Genomic DNA, 19,090 nt, shown 5'->3' with positions numbered 1-19,090 from the left:
GAGCGAGACCGAGGTGCGGCCCGCCCTGTCCCGGGCCGAACCCGCGAGCCGCCCCCCGGACGGGACCCGCCGGGCCAGGCTGAGGCGCGACTGGCCGCTGCTCCTCATGGGCCTGCCGATGTTCCTGGTCGTCACCGCCTTCTGGTGGGTGCCGACCCTGGGCAACGTGATCGCCTTCCAGGACTACAACCCCTTCAGCGGCGGCATCCTGGACAGCCCGGTCATCGGGTTCACCAACTTCCAGCAGCTGCTGGAGGACCCGCAGTTCGCCAGGGCCGTGGCCAACACCCTGGGCATCACCGCGTTCCAGCTGGTCTTCTACTTCCCGGTGCCGATAGCGCTGGCGCTCCTGCTCAACAGCATCATGTCGCCGAGGCTGCGCGCCTTCGTCCAGGGTGTGGTCTACCTGCCGCACTTCTTCTCGTGGGTGCTGGTCATCGCGATCTTCCAGCAGATGCTCGGCGGCGCGGGTCTGCTCGCGCAGACCCTGCGGCAGCACGGCCACCAGGGCGTCGACGTGATGACCAACTCCGACACCTTCGTGCTGCTGGTCACCTCCCAGACGGTCTGGAAGGACGCCGGATGGGGGTCGATCATCTTCCTGGCGGCGCTGAGCACCATCGACCCGAACCTGTACGAGGCGGCCGCGGTCGACGGCGCCACACGATGGCGGCGGATGTGGCACATCACCCTTCCGGGGCTGAGGCCGGTGATCGTGCTCCTGCTGATCCTCCGGCTCGGTGACGCGCTCAACGTCGGCTTCGAGCAGTACATGCTGCAACGCAGTGCCGTCGGCAGCCAGGCGTCGGAGGTGTTCGACACCTTCGCCTACTTCTCCGGGCTGCGGACCGGCGACCTCGGGTACGGCGCCGCGGCCGGTCTGTTCAAGGGCGTCGTGGGCCTGGTCCTGATCCTGGTGGCCAACCGGGTGGCCCACGCGCTGGGCGAGCGGGGGGTGTATTCGAGGTCATGAGTGCGACGACGTCCACGCGCCGGGCTCCCTGGGAGGAGCCCGGGTCGCTCGCCGGCCGGCTGGGCAAGGGCGGGGTGATCACCGTCGTCCTGCTGCTGGTGCTGTTCCCCCTCTACACCATCCTGTTGACCAGCCTGTCGACGTCGAAGACGGTCACCGAGGCCGGCGGCCTCGTGCTCGTCCCGCAGGGCATATCGTTCGACGCCTACCGGCAGATCTTCTCCGACACGGTGGTGAGCCGCGCCATCATGGTCAGCACCGGGGTCACGCTGGCCGGCACCGTCTTCAGCGTCGGGGTGAGCGTCCTCGGGGCGTACTCCCTCTCGCGGCCCGGGTCGTTCCTGCACCGGCCGCTGCTGTTCGGCGTGCTGCTGATGTTCGTGTTCTTCCCCGGCCTGATCCCGACGTACCTGCTGGTCAGCTCGCTCGGGCTCAAGGACTCCTACCTGTCGCTGATCCTGCCGTCGGCGGTGTCGGCCTTCAACGTCGTGGTGCTGCGGGCGTTCTTCATGAGCATCCCGGGCGAGCTGCTCGACAGCGCCCGCATCGACGGCGCGGGCGAGTTCCGCATCCTGTGGCGGATCGTGCTGCCGCTGTCGAAGGCGGTGACGGCGGTGATCTCGCTGTTCTACGCCGTGGGGTACTGGAACGCCTGGTTCAACGCCATGCTCTATCTGGACGACACCACCAAGTGGCCTTTGGCGCTGATCCTTCGGGAGTACGTGGTGAACTCCGCGGCCCTGCCGGCCGGCACGGCCGGGGTGGCGGGGTACGGGCACGCGGTGCCGCCGACCCTCGCCATCAAGATGGCCATCGTGGTCGTCGCCGTGCTGCCCGCGCTGATCATCTATCCGTTCGTGCAGCGCCACTTCACCAAGGGGGTGATCGTCGGCGCCGTCAAGGGATGAGCTTGCGGGTGTTCCCGGAAGCAGGACCGGTCCGGCGGGTGACCTGACCTCACCCGCCGGACCGGCACATCTAACAATGTCCGCAGGAAGGCGCCGTGGCAAGTCGGGCCTCGGGCGACTCGTGCCGTACGAGCACCCTGGCCGGCGCGTTCCGGGGCCGCCCCCGCCCGGCGGCCGCGACCGGCCGGGTCAGGCCATCGCCGCGCCGATGCGGTCGACGAGGTCGCGCACGCCCTTCTCACGGGCGCAGTGGGCGCAGCAGTACCAGTGGCCGTTCGCCTCGACGCCGTGCCCGATGATCCGGCAGCCGCAGTGCTCGCACGAGGGGGCCATGCCCTGGATCGCGCATTCGAAGCAGTCGTAGGTGTGCACGCCGCCCTTGGTGTGCACTTCGAAGCTCATGTCATAGTCGTTGCCGCAGACTTCGCATTTAGCCATGATGTCCCCTCTTGGCGCTTTTCTACCGAGCTACCCAGGCCACCGGGTACCGGACTCAGGCTCCGCGCAGTCTGTACGCATTGTTGATCGCCCGGCGGCGGAGCCTTGACCCTCGCCCCGCCACTCCGGCGATCTCCGGGTCAGGCCTGGCCGGTCGGGAGGACGACGACCTGCCGCAGGTTGACGTGACGGGGACGGCTCGCGACGTACCCGATCAGGTCGGCGACCTCCTCGGCCGACAGTGCCTGGAAGGCCGTGAACATCTGCCCGAGCTGGTCGCTCAGCTCCGGGTTGTCGAGGTGGTCGCCCAGCTCGGTGTCGGTCAGGCCGGGCTCGATGTTGGTGACCCGCACGCCCTTCGGGCCGAGCTCGGGGCGCAGCGAGGCCGACAGATGGGTGAGGGCGGCCTTGGTGGCGCCGTAGACGGCGTAGTTGGGGAACGTCACATGGGCGCCGATCGAGGAGATGTTGACCAGGTCGGCGACGCGGCCGTCCTCGGCGGCGGCCACCAGGCCCGGCAGGAAGGCCCGGGTGACGCGCAGCACCCCGGTGAGATTGGTGCCGATCATCCGCTCCCACTCGTCGGCGCGGCCGTCGGTCACCGGGTTGGGCAGCATCACGCCCGCCGAGTTCACCAGCAGGTCCACCGGGCCGTACGCCTCGTGGACCCGCGCGGCGGCGGCCTCGACCGAGGCGGGGTCGGTGACGTCGACGGCCACCGCGAGCGCCTGCCCGCCCTCGGCGATGATCTTGGCGGCCAGGTCGTCCAGACGGTCCTGCCTGCGGGCGAGCAGGGCGACGCGGGCGCCGGAGGAGGCGAGCATGAGAGCGGTGGCGGCGCCCATGCCGCTCGCGGCACCGGTGACGACGGCGGTACGGCCGGAGAGGTTGTCGTAAGAAGTCATGTCCCCGAGTCTGCGGCGCGGGCCACGGGCGACCCAGGGCTGCGCTTTACCGTAGGTATGCCAGTACCAGGATCCGCACCCGGCTGCGGCACACTTGGGACATGGACCAGCAGATCGGTGAGTTCCTCCGGGCGCGCCGCGCGCGCATCCAGCCGGGCGAGGCCGGCCTGCCCTCCTACGGACGGCGGCGGGTGCCCGGCCTGCGGCGGGAGGAGCTGGCGCTGCTCGCCGGGGTGAGCGTCGACTACTACGTGCGCCTGGAGCAGGGCCGCGGCGTCAACGTCTCCGACGCGGTGCTCGACGCCATCGCCCGGGTGCTGCGGCTCGACGAGACCGAGCACGAGCACCTGCGCGACCTGGCCCGCCCGGGACGGGTCCGCACGGCCGCCGGCCGCTCGCAGCGGGTGCGGCCCGAGGTGCTGCGGATGCTGGAGATGATGGACGCCATGCCGGCGTTCGTGCTCGGCCGCCGCATGGACATCCTGGCCTGGAACGCCCTGGCCGACGCCGTGGTGGGCTTCGGTGAGTGGCCCGAGGCCGAGCGGAACACCGCCCGCCACACCTTCCTGGACCCCTCCGCCACCACCTTCTACCGCGACTGGCCGCAGGTCGCCCGTGAGACCGTCGCCTACCTCCGCCTCGACTCCGGCCGCCACCCCGGCGACCCCGAGCTGACCGCGCTCGTCGAGGAGCTCACCGCGCGGAGCGAGATGTTCGGCGAGCTGTGGGCGCGGCACGACGTCAAGGAGAAGACCCACGGCGTCAAACTGATCCGGCATCCGGTCGCGGGCGACCTCGACTTCGGGTACGAGACGCTCGCCCTGCCCGGCGACCCCGACCAGCTCATCGTCACCTACACCACCGTCGCGGGCTCGCCCACCGACGAACGCCTGCGGCTGCTCACCAGCTGGACCGCGAAAAGCACCGAACCCGGCGCTCATAGGACCGCCACGCGCCCGGGATCCGTACCATAATCGACGATCTACACCGCTTCGCTGAAGGAGGATCCCGACATGCCGGAGGCGCTGCCCCTGGAACCGGGCGATCCACCTCGGTTAGGCGCCTACCACCTGGTGGGCCGGCTCGGCCAGGGCGGCAGGAGCACCGTCTACCTCGCGACCGGCCCGCGGGGCGACCGGGTCGCCGTCAAGCTCCTCCATCCCGGCCTCACCGGGGCCGATCGCTTCCTCGCCAAGGTCGAGGAACTCCGGGAGGTTTCCGCCTTCTGCACCGCGCACGTCGTCGAGACGGGCCTCGCCGACGACCGGCCGTACGTCGTGAGCGAGTACATCGACGGGCCGACCCTGCAGAAGGCCGTCGAGGACGACGGGCCGCTGCGCGGCGCGGCGCTGCACCGGCTCGCGATCGGCACCGTCACCGCGCTGGTCGCCATCCACCAGGCCGGCATCGTGCACCGCGAGTTCGGCCCGGCCAGCGTGCTGCTCGGCCCCGACGGGCCCCGGGTGATCGACTTCGGCATCGCCGAGGCGCTCGACGCGGGAATCGAGAGCACCACGCGGTCGGTGGGCAGCCCGGCGTACCTCACCCCCGAGCAACTGGAGGGACAGCCGCTCGGCCCGGCGTCCGACATGTTCGCGTGGGGCACCACCATGATCTTCGCGGCGTCCGGGCGGGCCCCGTTCGACGCGGGGTCCATGTCGGCGACGATCAACCGCATCCTCCACGACGAGCCGGACCTCGCCGTCCTCGACGGCGACCTGATCAGCCTGGTCGCCGAGTGCCTGTCGAAGGACCCGGCCCGCCGCCCGAGCGCAGGCGACGCGCTGCTCAGGCTGGTCGGCCACTCCCAGATCCTCGCGACCGTCGACACCTCGGCCGCCGCCCCCGCGGTGGCCGCGCCCGCGCCCGTCCGGCCACCGGTCCCCGCCGACCTTCGCGCGGCGCCCCCGCCGGACCCGGCCATGCGCGTGGAGCTCCCGCCTCCGCCCGGCGCGGCCCGGCGCCGCCGTCCTCTGCTGCTGGGCGCGGCCGCCGTGGCGATCGCGCTGATCTCCGGCGGCACGGTGTACGCGCTGACCCCGCGCCCGGCCCCCGCCCCCGGCCCCGTCGCCACGACCACGCCGACACCCGTCCCCGTCCCCTCCGCCTCGGTCATCCAGGCGTCGCCGGCTCCTCCCGGGCCCATCACCAAGGACGTCTCCGCGCCCGGCGTGAACCTCAAGCTGCACGAGAACCCCCTCGACCCCACACACCTGCTCTCGTACTTCATCCAGGACACCAAGGCCACCAAGTTCCAGACGTACGTGCGCGACGTGGGCAAGGACACCTTCCGGGCGGTCGCCGAGAACGCCGAATTCGGCGACCCGACCGTCTCCCCCGACGGCAACTGGATCGCCGTCAACCCCTGGCTGAAGTTCGCCGCCTCCAGCTACGACAGCGTGACGTTCATCAACCGCTCCACCGGCGAGAAGTTCTCGGTGCAGACGCTCAAGCAGCCGCTGCGCGGGCTGTCGGGCGTGTGGAGCCGCGACAGCAAGCGGTTCCTGCTCACCTTCTACCAGTTCAACTCCAAGCAGAAGGTGCAGTACCCCGCCGGCTTCGTCGTGGTCGACGTCGGCACGCGCAAGGCGACCATCGTCATGACCGACGACCAGCGCGACGGGTACGGCAACTTCGACTGGAGTCCCGACGGGCAGTACGTCGTGGGCGCCTACGAGCAGAAGAAGCCGAGGTTCGGGCTGAGGTTCCGCGACCTGCAGGGCAACGTCGTGCGCGCCATGCCGTGGGTCGGCCTGATCCCCGGCCCCGGGCTCTTCTCACCCTCGGGCGCGTCCTTCTACAGCTACTGCCCCGAGAACACCACCGACGTGGCGCGCATCTGCGTCTGGAACCTCGCCTCGGGCAACCGCACGGCGAGCATCCCGACCTGGACGGGCGAGACCTCCGTGCAGGGCTGGTGGGACGAGGGACACCTCATCGTGTACGACGCCCGCAAGGACCTCAGGAAGTACGTCGTGGTCGACTTCCACGGGAAGGTGCAGCGCACCCTCGCCGAGATCCCCAAGAAGGACGCGACCATAGCCCAGATGCTCAAGTTCGGCCCGAAGTAGCGCCGCGTGTCCGACATCGCTCCCCTGCGCGCCGGGGACCCGACGGGCGTGGGTGACTACGAGCTCATCGGCCGGATCGGTGAGGGAGGCCAGGGATCGGTCTTCCTCGCCACCTCGCCGTCGGGCGAGAAGGTGGCGGTCAAGCTGCTCCGCCAGGGCCTGGTGGACGGCACGGAGGGCGCCGCCGCACCCGGCCGCTTCCTGCGCGAGACCGAGATCCTGCGCCGGGTGGCCCCGTTCTGCACCGCCCAGGTCATCGCCACGGGCACGCTCGGCGACCGGCCGTACATCGTCAGCGAGTACATCGAGGGCCCGACGCTCCAGCAGGTGGTCCAGAGCGAGGGGCGCCTGGTCAACGCCCGGCTGCGGCGGCTGGCCGTCGGCACGATGACCGCGCTGACGGCCATCCACCGGGCCGGGGTGGTGCACCGCGACTTCAAGCCGAGCAACGTCCTGCTGGGCAGGGACGGCCCGCGCGTCATCGACTTCGGGATCGCCCGGGCGCTGGACAGCTCGGCCACCGGGTCCGGGATCGTCGGCACCCCGCCGTACATGGCGCCCGAGCAGCTCGACGCCCACCCGGTCGAACCTCCCTCGGACCTGTTCGCGTGGGGGTCGACGATGGTGTTCGCCGCGACGGGACGCCCGCCGTTCGGCATGGACTCGCTCCCGGCGGTCGTCAACCGCATCCTGCACAAGGAGCCGGAGCTCGGCGACCTCGACGGCGACCTGCGCGAGCTGGTCGCCCAGTGCCTCTCCAAGGACCCCTCACGCCGCCCGACCGCCAGGGACGCCCTGCTGCGCCTGCTCGGCGCGGGGGAACGTTCCCCCTCCGGCGACCTCCTCACCGCCGGCACGGCCGCCGCCTCGGCCTCACCTCAGGCTTTCCCGTCGCCCTCCGCACGGCCGCCCGGCGGCCCGGCCGCCTCCTTCCCCCCGCAGGCATCCGCCGGCCGTACGCCCCTCCCCTTCCCCGGCGACACGGCGCCCCGCCCCTTCACGATCACCACCGTGCCCGGCGACGCGACGGGCACACGACGGCGGCGGGTGTGGATCGCGGCCGGCGCGGCGGTGCTGGCGCTGGTCTCCGGCGGCGTCGTCTACGCGGTCGCGCGCTCCGGTGGGTCCGGCTCGCCCGGGCCGGGTACGCCGACGCCGCGCGCCCTCGCCGAGGTGACCTCGGCCCCGGCGTCCACGACCCGCGAGGTGAATCCGCCGGGGATCAAGACGGTCCTGCACGAGAGCGGCGCCGACCCCATCCGCGTCACCTCGTTCGTGTACGTGACCGCCAAGGAGTCGCAGTCGTACGCGCGGGACCCCAAGACGGGCGAGTTCGAGTCGATCGGTCCCTACCAGGAACCGGTCGTCTCCCCCGACGGCGCCTGGACCGCCGTACTGCCCTGGCTCAAGCAGTCGATCCCGCAGCCGTACGACATCGTCCGGCTGGTGAGGAGATCGAACGGCCAGGAGTACGCCGTCCGCCTCGCCGACAAGCCGCTGCAGGACTTCTATCCGTTCTGGTCCGACGACAGCCGGCGGCTGCTGCTGACGGCCTTCGAGGTCGCGCCGTCCGGCGACCGCACCTCCAAGGGCTTCGCCGTCGTCGACGCGGCGACGGGGCAGGCGAAGGTCGTCCACGTGGAGACGCCGGGGGCCGCCGGGTTCCCCTTCGTGTGGGTGCCCGGCCGGTCGGCCGTCGCCCAGCGGTACAAATCGGGCGCCCAGTCGGGCCTGCGGTTCTACGATCTCGACGGCAAGGTGATCCGCACCCTTCCCGATGTCGGTGATCCCATACTTCTGGAGAGCCCGTTCTCCCCGGCCGGCAAGCGGTTCGTCACGATCTGCCCGGACGCCGTCCAGTCGGTGTGCGTGTGGGACATCGGGACCGGCCGCCGCCAGGCCACGGTCCCCCTACCCGCCAAATGGAGTGTCGGCGGGTGGTACAACGACGCCTACCTCGTGGCGACGGACCCGACGAAGGACCCCCACCGGGTCGTCGTCATGGACCTCAAGGGCAGGGTCGTCCGTCCCCTCGCCGAGATCCCGGTGAACGAGACCAACGGCGAGCCCGGCCGGCTCCAGCTCCACTACACCCACCGGTAGGAGCCGCCGCCTCGACACGGGCCGTCCGTCCGCCGCGCCTGAGCCTCGCGGCTTGTGCCGGCTTTGCGGGTCCAAGGAGAACCTGGTGGCCGCCGTCCTGGACCGCCGGCGTGCCTCCCGGCAGGAGGCCCTGACCGCCTTCCTCGCCCGGACGAGCGGGTCCGGCACCGAACGGCTGCTGTCGGTGTTCGACTGGCTCGCCCAGGGCCACGGCCGCTGGGGGTTCAGGGGATGCCCCTTCACCAACGCCGCCGTGGAACTGCCCGACGAGGGCCACCCGGCCCGCAAGGTCATATCGGCGTACAAGAACTGGCTGCGCCTGACGCTGGTGGAGCTCGCCGCGCAGGCGGGGCTGGCGCGGCCGGACGAACTGGGCTACGCCCTGCTTCTGCTCATCGACGGCGCCAACGCCCGCGTCGTGGTGGACGGCGACCGCACCGCCATGCTGCGCGCCCGATCCGTGGCCGCCACGCTGATCGGGCACGCGAGCCACTGACGAGACGTCCGGGAAGCGAAGCGCGCCGTCATCGATGTCGACCGTTTCCGGGCCCGCCTGGGCGGGCGGGCCACGCCGGCGGCCGAGCGGCGGTGACGGCCCTTGTCAGAGCGACATGGGTCAGGCGCCGAACGTGCCGTCCTTGACGCCGTCGAGGAACGACTTCCACTGGCCGGGAGCGAGGATCAGCACAGGACCGCCGGGATCGGTGGAATCTCGCACGGCCACCGCTCCCGGCAGGCCGGAGGCCACCTCCACACATTCACCGCCGTCGCTGCCGGAAAAGCTGGATTTCCGCCATCGCGCACCGCTCAGGTCCACTTCTGCTTCACCACTTCCTCGATCAGCTGACAGGACAGGTGTTGCGGATAGGCGTCTGCCCGGACGGCGTCGAAGCAGTTCACCAGGTCGGCGATCGTGCCCCTGTCGGTGACCGTCCGCCCCGAAGGCTGGGACTCCACACGAACCGTATACGGATTGCCGCGCATTTCGGCAATCGTGTAGGCCCCGTTCAGACCGGACAGCGCTTCGGCGCTGTAAGGGACGATCTGGACGGTCACCTTGGGGTGCCTCGCCATTTCCAGAAGATGCTCCAGTTGTTCGCGCATCACCAGGGCGCCACCGACCGGACGGTGGAGAATCCCCTCGTCGATCAGCGCGGTGACCACAGGAGGGCTGTCCCGCGACAGGATCGCCTGCCGTTGCATCCGGGCCAGCACCCTCACCTCGAGTTCCTCACCGGTGATCCCGGGGAGACGCGACAGGACCTGGCGGGCATAGCTCTCCGTCTGGAGAATGCCGGGGACGAGGAGCGGAGCCCAGAACCGCAGCGCCGTCGCCCTCTGCTCCTCTATCGCCCAGTCGCGGAAGTGGGCGGGGACGGGAGGCGGGGGCGGCCAGGCGTCGGCGTGCAGGCCGGCCAGCACGCCGTCCAGGGCGAACACCTGGTCGCACTGTTCGGCGAAGCGCTCTGACGGCCGGAACCTGTTGGTCTCGACCATGGCCACGGCGCTGGTGGAGAAGCCGATGCGCCGGGCCAGCTGCTTCTGCGTGAGCTTCGCCGCGAGCCGGTGGCGGCGCACCTCGTAGGCGAACCGGGCGCGCGGCGACTCCTCCGGGTCGATGTCGATCATCTTGGTCATGGGGCCCCCTCGCGACACCTGGCCAGATCTGACTCATCGACGTCAGGACGACTCTGCAGTCGTTCCGCAGTCAATCAGCTACCAACAGTAAGGCGTGGCCCAGGGGCTTGGGCGAGAAATCACAGACTCCGTGGAGGCGTCCGGCACTCATGAACAGGAGCAGGCACGACCTCGCCGACCAGCGGAATCAGTCGTCACCGCATCGATGGACTCCGGCGATGGGCCGGCGCGGCGCCGATGAGACGAACGCCGCGCCGGAGGGAGGACGCAGGGGGTGGAGGGTCAGCCGGTCAGGGTGAAGTCCTTGATGCGGAGGTCGCCGGTGAAGACGAGGTAGATGTCGTGGACGCCCGTGGCCTTCGTCAGGGGCGCCTTCACCGTGGTGTAGGTGTAGACGTCGCCGGTGGACGGGACGTCGGCGGTGCCGATCAGTTTGCCGGACGGCGAGCCGAGGCGGACCTCGATCCTGCCGGCGGCGGTGGCGGCCACCCCGGCGGTGAAGGTGGTCGCGCCGCCGCGCAGGTCGGCGTCCCTGAAGGAGATCCAGTCACCGGTGTGGGTCCGGCCCACGGCGTCGCCGGCGGTCTTGCTCTCGTCGACGAGCAGGACGCCCTTGTAGTCGTCGAAGTCGGCGGCGCGGGTCGACGCGGACAGGTCGCGGTGCGGGATCTTCTCGCCGTGGACGGCGAGCGTGGTGCGCTGGCGGATCGCGGAGGAGGAGCCGCCGACCATGACGTCGTGCTCGGCCTTCTCCACCGTCCACTTGTCACGGGTGACGTCCCACAGCGCCAGGTCGGCGGCCTTGAACGACAGCGTCACCGTCCTGGTCTCCCCCGGCGCGAGGTGGACCCGCTGGAAGGCGCGCAGCTGCTTGACCGGCTGCGTCACCCGGGAGGTCCGCTGGTGGGTGTAGAGCTGCACCACCTCGTCCCCCGCCCGGCGGCCGGTATTGGTGACCTTGACCGTGGCCTGGACGGTGCCGTCGGGCCGCACGGTGCCGGAGTCCAGCTTGAGGCCCTGGTAGGCGAAGGTGGTGTAGCTCAGGCCGTGGCCGAAGGAGTAGAGCGGCGCCCCCTTGTAGTACAGGTAGGTGTGGCCGGTCTTGGTGATGTCGTAGTCCAGCATGTCGGGCAGTGAGGAGTCCGACCTGTACCAGGTCTGGGTGAGCCGCCCGGCGGGGTCGACGTCGCCGAAGAGCACGTCGGCGAGGGCGTGCCCGGTCTCGGCCCCGGCGTGGGTGGTCCACAGGAGCGAGTCGACCTGGTCCTGCACCTTCTCCATCGTGGTCGGGTAGCTGTCCTCCAGGACGACCACGGTGTTCGGGTTGGCCTTCTTGACGGCCGCGATGAGGTCCTGCTGGCTCTGGCCGAGGGCCAGGCTCGAACGGTCGTGGTTCTCCCGGCCGGCGACGAACGGGTCGCTGCCGACCACGACGACGGCCGCGTCGGCGCCCTTGGCCTGGGCGGCGGCGGCCTGGGCTCCGCTGGAGACGACCTCCTTGGTGAAGCGCGCGGCCTGCGCCTTGGTGCCGACGCCGAGCTTGCCGTCGGCGCCCACGGTCACGTACGGGTCGGCGGGCGAGTACCAGCCCTCGTTGATCTCATAGCCCACGTAGGCGATGAGGTAGGTGCCGTCGGCCTGCTTCTCCAGCTTGAACTGCTGCTGGACGTACCATCCGCCGGGTACGTCGGAGTTGGCGAGGAAGGTGCCCCAGTTGCCGGTCAGCAGCTTGCCGGTGCCGACGTTGCGCAGGGTGGACACCCCGTCGGTCCAGTCGGTGACGTCGAACTGGGAGGCCGTGGTGGGCGCGGTGTCGGACTCGGCCACGGGAGTGGAGGCGTCACCGGCGGTGATGTACTTGCCGGTGGCGACGTCCTTGAAGGCGACGCGGTCGAGGCCGTCGGTGCCGGTGACGGTCGCACCCGCGCCGAGGCGCTCCCTGACGCCGTCGAGCGGGGTGACCTTGTAGGGCATCTTGCCGCCGTACCAGTCGCTGAGCAGGGTGTTCTGCAGCGGGCCGACGACGGCGACCTTCTTGGTCCTGGCGGGGTCGAGCGGCAGGGTGCCGCGGGAGTTCTTCAGCAGCACCATGGCCTTGGCCGCGGTCTCGCGGTTGAGCTTCTGGTTGGCCGCGCTGTTGACGACGTCCTTGGTGATCTTGGCGTAGGGGCCGCCGTCCGGGTCGAACTGGCCGAGCCGGAAGCGGACCGACAGGACGTGACGCACGGCGGTGTCGATGTCCTTCTCCGTCAGCAGTCCCTTGCCGAGCGCGTCCTTGATGAGCGAGGTCATCGTGGCGGGCTTGTTGTCGTCGACGGTGAAGCTGTCGAGGCCGGCCTTGAGCGTGGCGGCGAAGCCCTCGGTCTCGGTGTCGTAGTAGTGGTCGAGCTGGACGACGCCGTGCGGCGCCCAGGCGTCGCTGACGTTGTAGAGGTCCTTGGACGTCCAGGTCCGCACGACGTCGTTCAGGTCGGGGTTGACGGTGTTGGGACGGCCGTTGACCAGGTTGTACGACGCCATGACGCCGGTGACCGCGTCGGCGGAGACCGCGGGCTTGAAGGCGGCCTCGTCGTACTCGTGCTTCACGCGCGGCGGGAGGTTGGAGGAGGTCTCGCTGCGGTGGTACTCGTTGTTGTTGGCCAGGTAGTGCTTGATGACGGGGGCGGTCTTCAGGTAGAGCGGGTCGTCGCCCTCGAGGCCCTTGCCGTACGCGGTCGAGATGGCGCCGGTGAGCAGCGGGTCCTCCGAGTAGCCTTCCTCGTTGCGGCCCCACCGCGGGTCGCGCAGGAGGTTCGCCACGGGGGCCCACACCTGGGTGCCCCACACCACAGGGTCGGCGGAGTTGTAGCCGCGCACCTCGTCGCCGACGGCCGAGCCGACCTTTTCGATCAGTTCCGGGTCCCAGGTGCTGGCGAGGCCGACGGCCTGCGGGAAGACCGTGCCGGCGGCGAAGGTCTGGGCCCAGTTGTTGTTGTCGTCGTTCGACCAGGCCACGCCGTGCAGGGCCTCGGTGCCGTTCTTGTTGTACGGCATGCCGAGGCGCGGGATCGCGACCTGCGACTGGTGCAGCAGGGAGATCTTCTCGTCCAGCGTGAGCCGTCCGAGCAGGTCGTCGACGCGCTGGCTGAGGGGGAGCTTGGGGTCGCGGAAGGGGAACTCCTCGGCCGCGCGCGCGGGGGCCGTGGTGAGCAGGCCCACGGCAAGGGCCAGCCCGGCCGCCGCGCTCAGGGGCCTTCGAAGGGACATTGCGCCTCCAGGTCAGGTGAGATGACGCGTTTCGAGATGGTGGTGGTGCCGCCGGGCGAGGTTCGGCCGCCCCCGATCGCGGCCGAACGCCGGGCGGCTACTTGATGGCGCCCACCGTGACGCCGCGGGTGAGCGTCCGCTGGAAGATCAGGAAGAAGGCGACGGCGGGGATGATGCCGAGCAGGGCCGAGGCGCTGGACATGGTGGCGTCCATCATCTTGTCGCCCTGGAGCACGCCGAGCGCGACCGGCACGGTCTGGTTGTCGTTGCTGATCAGGAAGATCAGCGGCAGGAAGAACTCGTTCCAGGTCCAGATGAAGAAGAAGATCGCCAGGACGCTGAGGGTGGGGCGGCTCACCGGCACGACGACGCGCCACAGGATGCGCCAGCGGCCCGCGCCGTCCATGGCGGCCGCCTCGATGATCTCGCGGGGGAAGTCGGTGAGCACGGCCGACAGCAGGTAGGTGCCGAAGGCCCCCTGGACGACGGTGAAGATGAGGATCACCGCGAGCTTGCTGTCGTACAGGCCCACCTGCTTGGACAGGTAGTACAGCGGGTAGGCCAGGGCCTCCTGCGGGAGGGTGTTGGCCACCAGGAACAGCACCAGGATCCACAGCCGGCCCCGCACCCGTCCGATGCCGAGGGCGTAGGCGTTGAGCACCGAGAGCACGACGGCGAGCACGGCCACCGAGGCGCTGATCAGGAGGCTGTTGAACAGCTTGCGGCCGAAGTCGACGCGGTTCCAGAAGTCGACGATGCCGTCGAGGTACACGCCGTGCGGCAGGCTCAGCGGGCCGTCGCCCGAGTACTCCGCCGGGGTCTTGACGGCGTTGAGCGTGACGATGACGAACGGCAGCAGCATCACCACGGCGAGGACGACGAGCGCGGCGAGCACCGCCCACCGTCCCGGACCGGCGCCGGGGACGCGGGGGCGCACGTGGCCCTGCTGAACCGGAAGGGAAGTCATGACTTGCGCTCCTGGACCCGCAGGAAGAGGAAGGTGACGATCACGATGATGATCGCGAGCACGGTGGCGATGGCGGAGCCGTAGCCGACGTTGGCCTTCTCGAAGAAGTTCTGGTAGCTGAAGTAGGAGGGGACGATGGTGGCCTTGCCGGGGCCGCCCCGGGTCAGCACGAAGATCGGTCCGAAGACCTTCAGCGCGGCGATCGTGCAGGTCAGCAGCACGACGAAGATCTCGGGCCTGATCTGCGGGATCGTGATGTTCCAGAACCTCTGCCACCAGTTGGCGCCGTCGATCTCCGCGGCCTCGTACATCGAGGGGTCGACCCGCTGGAGCCCGGCCATGAAGATCACCACCGGGTAGCCGAGCTGGAACCACACCATGATCGCCATCACGGACGCGAGGGCGATGTCCGGATCGCCGAGCCAGTTCTGCGCCAGCCCGTCGAGGCCGACCACCTTGAGCACCTGGTTCAGCGCTCCGTACGACGGGTGCAGCATCCAGCCCCACACCACGCCGGCGACGGCGACCGGAAGCACCTGCGGCAGGTAGTACGCCGCGCGCAGCGCGCTCGCCGTGCGGGGGCCGAACTTCTTGCCGATGTAGTCGAACAGGGCCGCGGCCAGGACCAGGCCGATCATGGTGGGCACGATCGCCATCGCGACGATCAGGGCGACGTTGTGCTGGAAGGACGACCAGAAGGTCTCGTCGGTCAGCAGGCGCTTGTAGTTGTCGAACCCGGTCCACCTGGGGGTGGTGATGCCGTTCCACCGGGTGAAGCTCGCCCCGATGTTCATCAGGAACGGCACGATGACGACCGCGAGGAAGAGCACCGCGCTCGGGATCAGGTAGACCCAGTACCCCGCGCCCCTCCTGATCCGCGGGGCCGGCTCGGGCACGCCGGCCGTCACCGGCGTGGTCGCCGGAGCGTGTACTGCCATCACTAGTTCGGCACGGGAGCCGCCGGTCGTGCGGCGGCCGGCTGTGCCGTCCCTCCTCTACGCGCGAGGTGTTTCACGTTGTCGGGACGGGGCCCGCCGGCCGGCGGGCCCCGTCAGGCGGTGTCAGTTGCCGATGTCGGCGAGGTTGTCGTTGTACGGCTGGGCGATCTCGTCCAGCACCTTGTCCGGCGCCTTGCTGCCGTTGATCAGCTCCTGGACGCCCGCCACGAGGACGTCGTAGTAGCCGGGCGCGGGCCAGTCGGGGTAGAACGCCAGGCCGTCCTGGGAGGAGAGCTTGTTGAAGTTCTCGATCAGTTCCTTGTTCTTCTCGTCGGTGATGGCCGAGGTGTCGGCCGCGACCGGGACGCCGCCGGCGTTGCCGAGCTTGTTCTGGATCTCCTTCTTCATCGTGATGTCGATGAAGTCATACGCCAGGTCCTTGTTCTTGGACTTCTCGGGCACCACCCACAGGTTGCCGCTGGAGCCCGCGCTCATCTGGTTGCCGGGCCACAGGAAGGTGCCCCACTTGAAGTTCTTGATGTCGGTGCTGAGGCGGCCGTACCACCAGCTGCCCGAGATCATGATGGGGAACTTGCCGGAGATGAACGCGGTGCCCATGTCCTCGGCCTTGATGCCGGCCGAATCCTTGCTGATGTACCCCTTCTTCACCCAGTCGGCGAAGGTGGTGGCGGCGTAGGTCCACTCGGGGCCGTGGAAGTCGACCTTGCCCTTGTAGAGCTGGAAGGCGTCGACCCACGGACGCTGCGCCTTGCTGAGCGCGAGCTGGTACATGATCTGCTGGGCGGGGTACTCCGCGCCGCCGACCGAGATGGGCGTGACGCCGGCCTTGGCGAACTTGTCGAGGGCGGCGGTGAACTCGTCGAACGTCGTGGGGACCTTGACGCCCTGCTTGTCGAAGGCGTCCTTGTTGTAATACACCATGACGTACTCGGCGTAGTTCGGGACGCCGTACCACTTGCCGCCGCCCATGACGCCGCGCTCGTCGTACTTCGCGGTGGTCTGCAGGCTCGGGCTGAGCAGCTTGTCCCAGCCCCGCTTGGTGGCCTCCTCGCTGAGGTCGGTGAGCAGCCCCTGCTTGGAGAGCAGGCCCGCGGTGGCGTTGCCCTTGTTGTACTCCATGATGTCGGGGGCCTGGTCGGACCCGAGCACCATGGAGGCGGTCTTCTGGATCTGCTCGAAGCCCTTCTCCTCGAACTTCACCTTGACGTTCGGGTGGCTCGCCTCGAACTGCTTGATCGCGTCGGCCCAGGCGACGCCCATCGCGCTGGTGGCGCCCTCGTAGTGCCACAGCGTCAGCGTCCTGGGCTCGTTGGAGGCGCCCCCGCCGCCGGAGCCGGATGATCCGGACGAACCCGAGGAGCCGCAGGCGGCGAGTGTCAGCGCCGCCGCGGCCAGGGCGGCGACGATCCCTATTTTGGACATGCTCTTTCTCCAGGGGGTTGCTAGCCGACGACGGCCCTGGCGGGGGCGCCGGCGACGGGAGCGATTTCGACGTTGGTGATCTGCTTGGGACCGGACACGGTGACGCGCAGCACGTCGCCGTCCCGGGTGGCGGTGACCGTCGTGTCACCGTCGACGTCGGAGATGGCGGCACGGCTCCCGCCTGCCGCGGGAACGCCGTAGGCGACCAGGGTGACCTCGGCGAACGGCTCCCCGCCGATGGTGTCGCGCACCTCGGTGACCGGGATCAGCGCGCCGTGCCGGACGAACAGGGGGATCTCGCCGAGCGGCTTGGTCACCTGGATGTAGCGGCCACCGGTGTGCACCTGGTGGGTCCAGTAGTCGACCCACTCCCCTTCGGGGAGGTACACCTGCCGCGTGCCGTCCGGGGAGGTCATCGGTGCGACGAGCAGGTCGGCGCCGAGGAGGTACTCCAGGTCGGCCTGCCAGGCGACCGGGTCGCCGGGGAAGTCGACGCACAGGGCACGCATCATGGGGGCGCCGGTGCGGGCCGCCTCGACGGCCGCCGAGTAGATGTAGGGCATGAGCCGGTAGCGCAGCCTGATCGCCTCGACGGCCAGGTGCTCGACGGCCGGGAACTCCCACGGCTCGCGGCTGGTGGTGCCGTGGAAGCGCACCAGCGGCGACAGCGCGCCGAACTGGGCCCACCGCACGTACAGGTCGTCGGTCGGGGTGCCGGTGAAGCCGCCCGCGTCGTGGCTCCAGAACGGGATGCCGGACAGCCCGTGCGAGAGGCCGCCGCGCAGGGTGCTGCCCATGGCCGGGTAGGAGGTGTAGGTGTCGCCGCCCCACTGCGCGGAGTGCCGCTGGCCGCCGAGGAACGACGAGCGGCCCCACACCAGGCGGTGACCGTTGATCTCGTGGGTGACGTCGGCGACCACGTCGTTGAACAGCAGGGAGTAGACGTTGTGGAGCTCGGTGCCGGTCATGCCGTTGAACGCCACCGAGTCGTGCGGGACGCCCTCGGCGAAGTCGGTCTTGAAGGCCGCGACGCCCTGCCGGAGCAGCGGGCGCAGCAGGTCCTTGAACCACTCGACGGCGCCGGGGTTGGTGAGGTCGACGATGCCGCAGGCCGGGTAGGATCCGTGCCAGGAGTCCGCGACATACACCTCACCGTCCTGCTTCTTTAGGAAATATCCCTTTTCTGCGCCCTCGGTGAAGAGCGGGCTCAGGTGGGAGACGTACGGGTTCATCCACAGGCAGACCTCGAAGCCCTGCTCCTTGAGTGTGGCGAGCATACCCTCGGGGTCGGGGAAGGTCTCCGGGTCCCACCGCAGGTCCGACCAGTGCCCCTTGGTCTGCCAGTAGCAGTCCAGGTGCAGCACGTCGCACGGGATGCCCTTCTCACGGATCCTGCGCGCCCGCTCCAGCACCCGCTCCTGGCTGTCACGGAAGAAGCCCGAGGAGATCCAGCTTCCGAAGGCCCACTTGGGCGGCAGCTCCGGCGCACAGGTGAGCCGGTCGAACCGGGCGAGGATCTCGGGGATGGTGGGCCCGGCGATCACGTAGTAGTCGATCAGGTCGTCCGGCACCACGAACTCCACGCAGCTGTGGGTCGCCCGGCACACGTCGAACTCCACCGGCATGCCGCTGTCGACCACCAGGCCGTAGCCGCGGCTGGACACGAAGAACGGAACGTTCTTGTAGGAACGGTCGGACTCGGCGCCGTAGGCGTCGAAGTTCCACATGACAGGGCGCTGGCCGCGCTTGTCCAGGGGCGTGAACTTCTCACCGAACCCGCCGAAGTGCTCGTCCGGCTGGGCGACCAGGCTCTCCTGGTAGGCCACCGTCACGCCGTCGACAAGGGAACGCCCGAACGGCAGCGTGCGCAGCCGGCCGCTGATGTCCACGTGGCCGCGCTCCTGCTCGGTGAGCAGGCGGCCGGCGGCGTCGGTGAAGCGCAGGTGCCACGGCTCCAGCGTGATCTCGGCGCGCACCGCGCCCGCGTCCACCACGACCCGGCCCTCGCCGCTCTCCACCCGGGCGCCGGCGAACTCCTGAGGGTGCACCATCTCGGTCACGCGGGCCGAGCGAGTGCGGGCCTCGGAGTCCTCGCTCAGCCTGACCCTGATCACACCTTCGCCCGCGGCGTTCACCTGGACCACCAGCGCCTCGTCCGCCGAGGTGGACGCCTTGAGCGTCACGCCCTGCGCGTCGGCGGAGATCAGCTCGGCACGGGTGAGCGCCGAGAGGCCCTGCTCTCCCTTCGCGCGCACCGGAAGCTCCGGCGGGTCCGCACTGAAGTACTCGTGCGCGATCAGAGGGGGACGGTACGGCATTGCGGGACTCCTGGGAGATCCGAAGACTGCGACGCGAATTAGTTTGCCGACTATACGAACAAACGTCAACGATGTCGAGGACCCGGCACCGTCCGTTGACAGGACGGACACGGGCTAATTAGTTTGGCCACCGTACGAATTC

General features: G+C 69.9%; 15 protein-coding genes. 6 read left to right on the top strand and 9 right to left on the bottom strand.

Going from position 1 to position 19,090, the window contains the following annotated elements; all coding sequences use genetic code 11:
* Positions 1 to 13 precede the first annotated feature (13 nt).
* Together KIK05_RS20985 and KIK05_RS20980 are read left to right on the top strand one after the other, a co-directional pair.
* Positions 14 to 973: an ABC transporter permease gene (locus KIK05_RS20985; RefSeq protein WP_308250044.1), complete on the top strand. Its 960-nt coding sequence runs from the start codon at positions 14 to 16 to the stop codon at positions 971 to 973.
* Entirely contained in the window at positions 970 to 1,881 is a 912-nt protein-coding gene (locus tag KIK05_RS20980; protein WP_214412467.1) for a carbohydrate ABC transporter permease, read from the top strand. The genes KIK05_RS20985 and KIK05_RS20980 overlap by 4 nt, the downstream gene beginning before the upstream one ends.
* A 189-nt stretch (positions 1,882 to 2,070) precedes the next feature.
* On the opposite strand, the gene KIK05_RS20975 is transcribed toward KIK05_RS20980, so the two are convergent.
* Together KIK05_RS20975 and KIK05_RS20970 are read right to left on the bottom strand one after the other, a co-directional pair.
* The gene (locus tag KIK05_RS20975; RefSeq protein ID WP_214412466.1) at positions 2,071 to 2,319 is read right to left on the bottom strand and encodes a metallothionein; all 249 of its coding nucleotides are present in this window, start codon (positions 2,317 to 2,319) and stop codon (positions 2,071 to 2,073) included.
* 140 nt (positions 2,320 to 2,459) lie between these two features.
* Positions 2,460 to 3,224, bottom strand: coding sequence for an SDR family oxidoreductase (locus KIK05_RS20970; protein ID WP_214412465.1), 765 nt, complete (start codon positions 3,222 to 3,224; stop codon positions 2,460 to 2,462).
* 101 nt (positions 3,225 to 3,325) lie between these two features.
* Between KIK05_RS20970 and KIK05_RS20965 the strand changes: the two genes are divergently transcribed.
* The 4 genes from KIK05_RS20965 to KIK05_RS20950 all read left to right on the top strand — a co-directional run bounded on the left by KIK05_RS20965 (position 3,326) and on the right by KIK05_RS20950 (position 8,894).
* Positions 3,326 to 4,198 carry a helix-turn-helix transcriptional regulator gene (locus tag KIK05_RS20965; protein ID WP_214412464.1) on the top strand — a complete coding sequence of 291 codons (873 nt, stop codon included), beginning with the start codon at positions 3,326 to 3,328 and terminating at the stop codon, positions 4,196 to 4,198.
* A gap of 39 nt (positions 4,199 to 4,237) precedes the next feature.
* Positions 4,238 to 6,295, top strand: a complete 2,058-nt coding sequence (locus tag KIK05_RS20960) for a serine/threonine protein kinase (protein WP_214412463.1) — start codon at positions 4,238 to 4,240, stop codon at positions 6,293 to 6,295.
* 6 nt (positions 6,296 to 6,301) lie between these two features.
* On the top strand, positions 6,302 to 8,398 hold the full coding sequence (locus KIK05_RS20955; RefSeq protein ID WP_214412462.1) for a serine/threonine-protein kinase: 2,097 nt from the start codon (positions 6,302 to 6,304) through the stop codon (positions 8,396 to 8,398).
* Between the two features lie 85 nt (positions 8,399 to 8,483).
* Positions 8,484 to 8,894, top strand: a complete 411-nt coding sequence (locus KIK05_RS20950) for a TetR family transcriptional regulator C-terminal domain-containing protein (RefSeq protein WP_214412461.1) — start codon at positions 8,484 to 8,486, stop codon at positions 8,892 to 8,894.
* 120 nt (positions 8,895 to 9,014) lie between these two features.
* Here the strand turns inward: KIK05_RS20950 and KIK05_RS20945 are convergent, their stop codons facing one another.
* From KIK05_RS20945 to yicI, 7 genes are all read right to left on the bottom strand, one after another.
* Positions 9,015 to 9,215 (bottom strand): DUF397 domain-containing protein, encoded by a 201-nt coding sequence (locus tag KIK05_RS20945; protein WP_214412460.1) that lies wholly within the window; start codon positions 9,213 to 9,215, stop codon positions 9,015 to 9,017.
* Positions 9,206 to 10,036, bottom strand: a complete 831-nt coding sequence (locus tag KIK05_RS20940) for a helix-turn-helix domain-containing protein (protein WP_214412459.1) — start codon at positions 10,034 to 10,036, stop codon at positions 9,206 to 9,208. The genes KIK05_RS20945 and KIK05_RS20940 overlap by 10 nt, the downstream gene beginning before the upstream one ends.
* Before the next feature lie 282 nt (positions 10,037 to 10,318).
* On the bottom strand, positions 10,319 to 13,282 hold the full coding sequence (locus tag KIK05_RS20935; protein ID WP_214412458.1) for a glycoside hydrolase family 3 protein: 2,964 nt from the start codon (positions 13,280 to 13,282) through the stop codon (positions 10,319 to 10,321).
* A 97-nt stretch (positions 13,283 to 13,379) separates the two neighbouring features.
* The gene (locus KIK05_RS20930; protein WP_214412457.1) at positions 13,380 to 14,249 is read right to left on the bottom strand and encodes a carbohydrate ABC transporter permease; all 870 of its coding nucleotides are present in this window, start codon (positions 14,247 to 14,249) and stop codon (positions 13,380 to 13,382) included.
* Positions 14,246 to 15,187 carry a carbohydrate ABC transporter permease gene (locus KIK05_RS20925; RefSeq protein WP_214412456.1) on the bottom strand — a complete coding sequence of 314 codons (942 nt, stop codon included), beginning with the start codon at positions 15,185 to 15,187 and terminating at the stop codon, positions 14,246 to 14,248. The genes KIK05_RS20930 and KIK05_RS20925 overlap by 4 nt, the downstream gene beginning before the upstream one ends.
* Positions 15,188 to 15,310: 123 nt before the next feature.
* The gene (locus KIK05_RS20920; RefSeq protein ID WP_214412455.1) at positions 15,311 to 16,630 is read right to left on the bottom strand and encodes an ABC transporter substrate-binding protein; all 1,320 of its coding nucleotides are present in this window, start codon (positions 16,628 to 16,630) and stop codon (positions 15,311 to 15,313) included.
* 20 nt (positions 16,631 to 16,650) lie between these two features.
* Positions 16,651 to 18,948 carry an alpha-xylosidase gene (gene yicI, locus KIK05_RS20915; RefSeq protein WP_214412454.1) on the bottom strand — a complete coding sequence of 766 codons (2,298 nt, stop codon included), beginning with the start codon at positions 18,946 to 18,948 and terminating at the stop codon, positions 16,651 to 16,653.
* Between the last annotated feature and the right edge of the window lie 142 nt (positions 18,949 to 19,090).

The sequence above is a fragment of the Sphaerisporangium fuscum genome (genome assembly GCF_018531465.1).
In the GTDB taxonomy this organism is placed as follows: Bacteria; Actinomycetota; Actinomycetes; order Streptosporangiales; family Streptosporangiaceae; genus Sphaerisporangium; species Sphaerisporangium fuscum.
Note: the sequence above shows the minus strand (reverse complement) of the source record. Positions and strands in the feature narration are given on the sequence as shown.

Coding starts and splice junctions, on each gene's coding strand:
- KIK05_RS20920 (WP_214412455.1), bottom strand. CDS start 16,630: ATGTCCAAAATAGGGATCGTCGCCGCCCTGGCCGCGGCGGCGCTGACA.
- KIK05_RS20970 (WP_214412465.1), bottom strand. CDS start 3,224: ATGACTTCTTACGACAACCTCTCCGGCCGTACCGCCGTCGTCACCGGT.
- KIK05_RS20980 (WP_214412467.1), top strand. CDS start 970: ATGAGTGCGACGACGTCCACGCGCCGGGCTCCCTGGGAGGAGCCCGGG.
- KIK05_RS20975 (WP_214412466.1), bottom strand. CDS start 2,319: ATGGCTAAATGCGAAGTCTGCGGCAACGACTATGACATGAGCTTCGAA.
- KIK05_RS20940 (WP_214412459.1), bottom strand. CDS start 10,036: ATGACCAAGATGATCGACATCGACCCGGAGGAGTCGCCGCGCGCCCGG.
- KIK05_RS20960 (WP_214412463.1), top strand. CDS start 4,238: ATGCCGGAGGCGCTGCCCCTGGAACCGGGCGATCCACCTCGGTTAGGC.
- KIK05_RS20930 (WP_214412457.1), bottom strand. CDS start 14,249: ATGACTTCCCTTCCGGTTCAGCAGGGCCACGTGCGCCCCCGCGTCCCC.
- KIK05_RS20965 (WP_214412464.1), top strand. CDS start 3,326: ATGGACCAGCAGATCGGTGAGTTCCTCCGGGCGCGCCGCGCGCGCATC.
- yicI (WP_214412454.1), bottom strand. CDS start 18,948: ATGCCGTACCGTCCCCCTCTGATCGCGCACGAGTACTTCAGTGCGGAC.
- KIK05_RS20935 (WP_214412458.1), bottom strand. CDS start 13,282: ATGTCCCTTCGAAGGCCCCTGAGCGCGGCGGCCGGGCTGGCCCTTGCC.
- KIK05_RS20925 (WP_214412456.1), bottom strand. CDS start 15,187: ATGGCAGTACACGCTCCGGCGACCACGCCGGTGACGGCCGGCGTGCCC.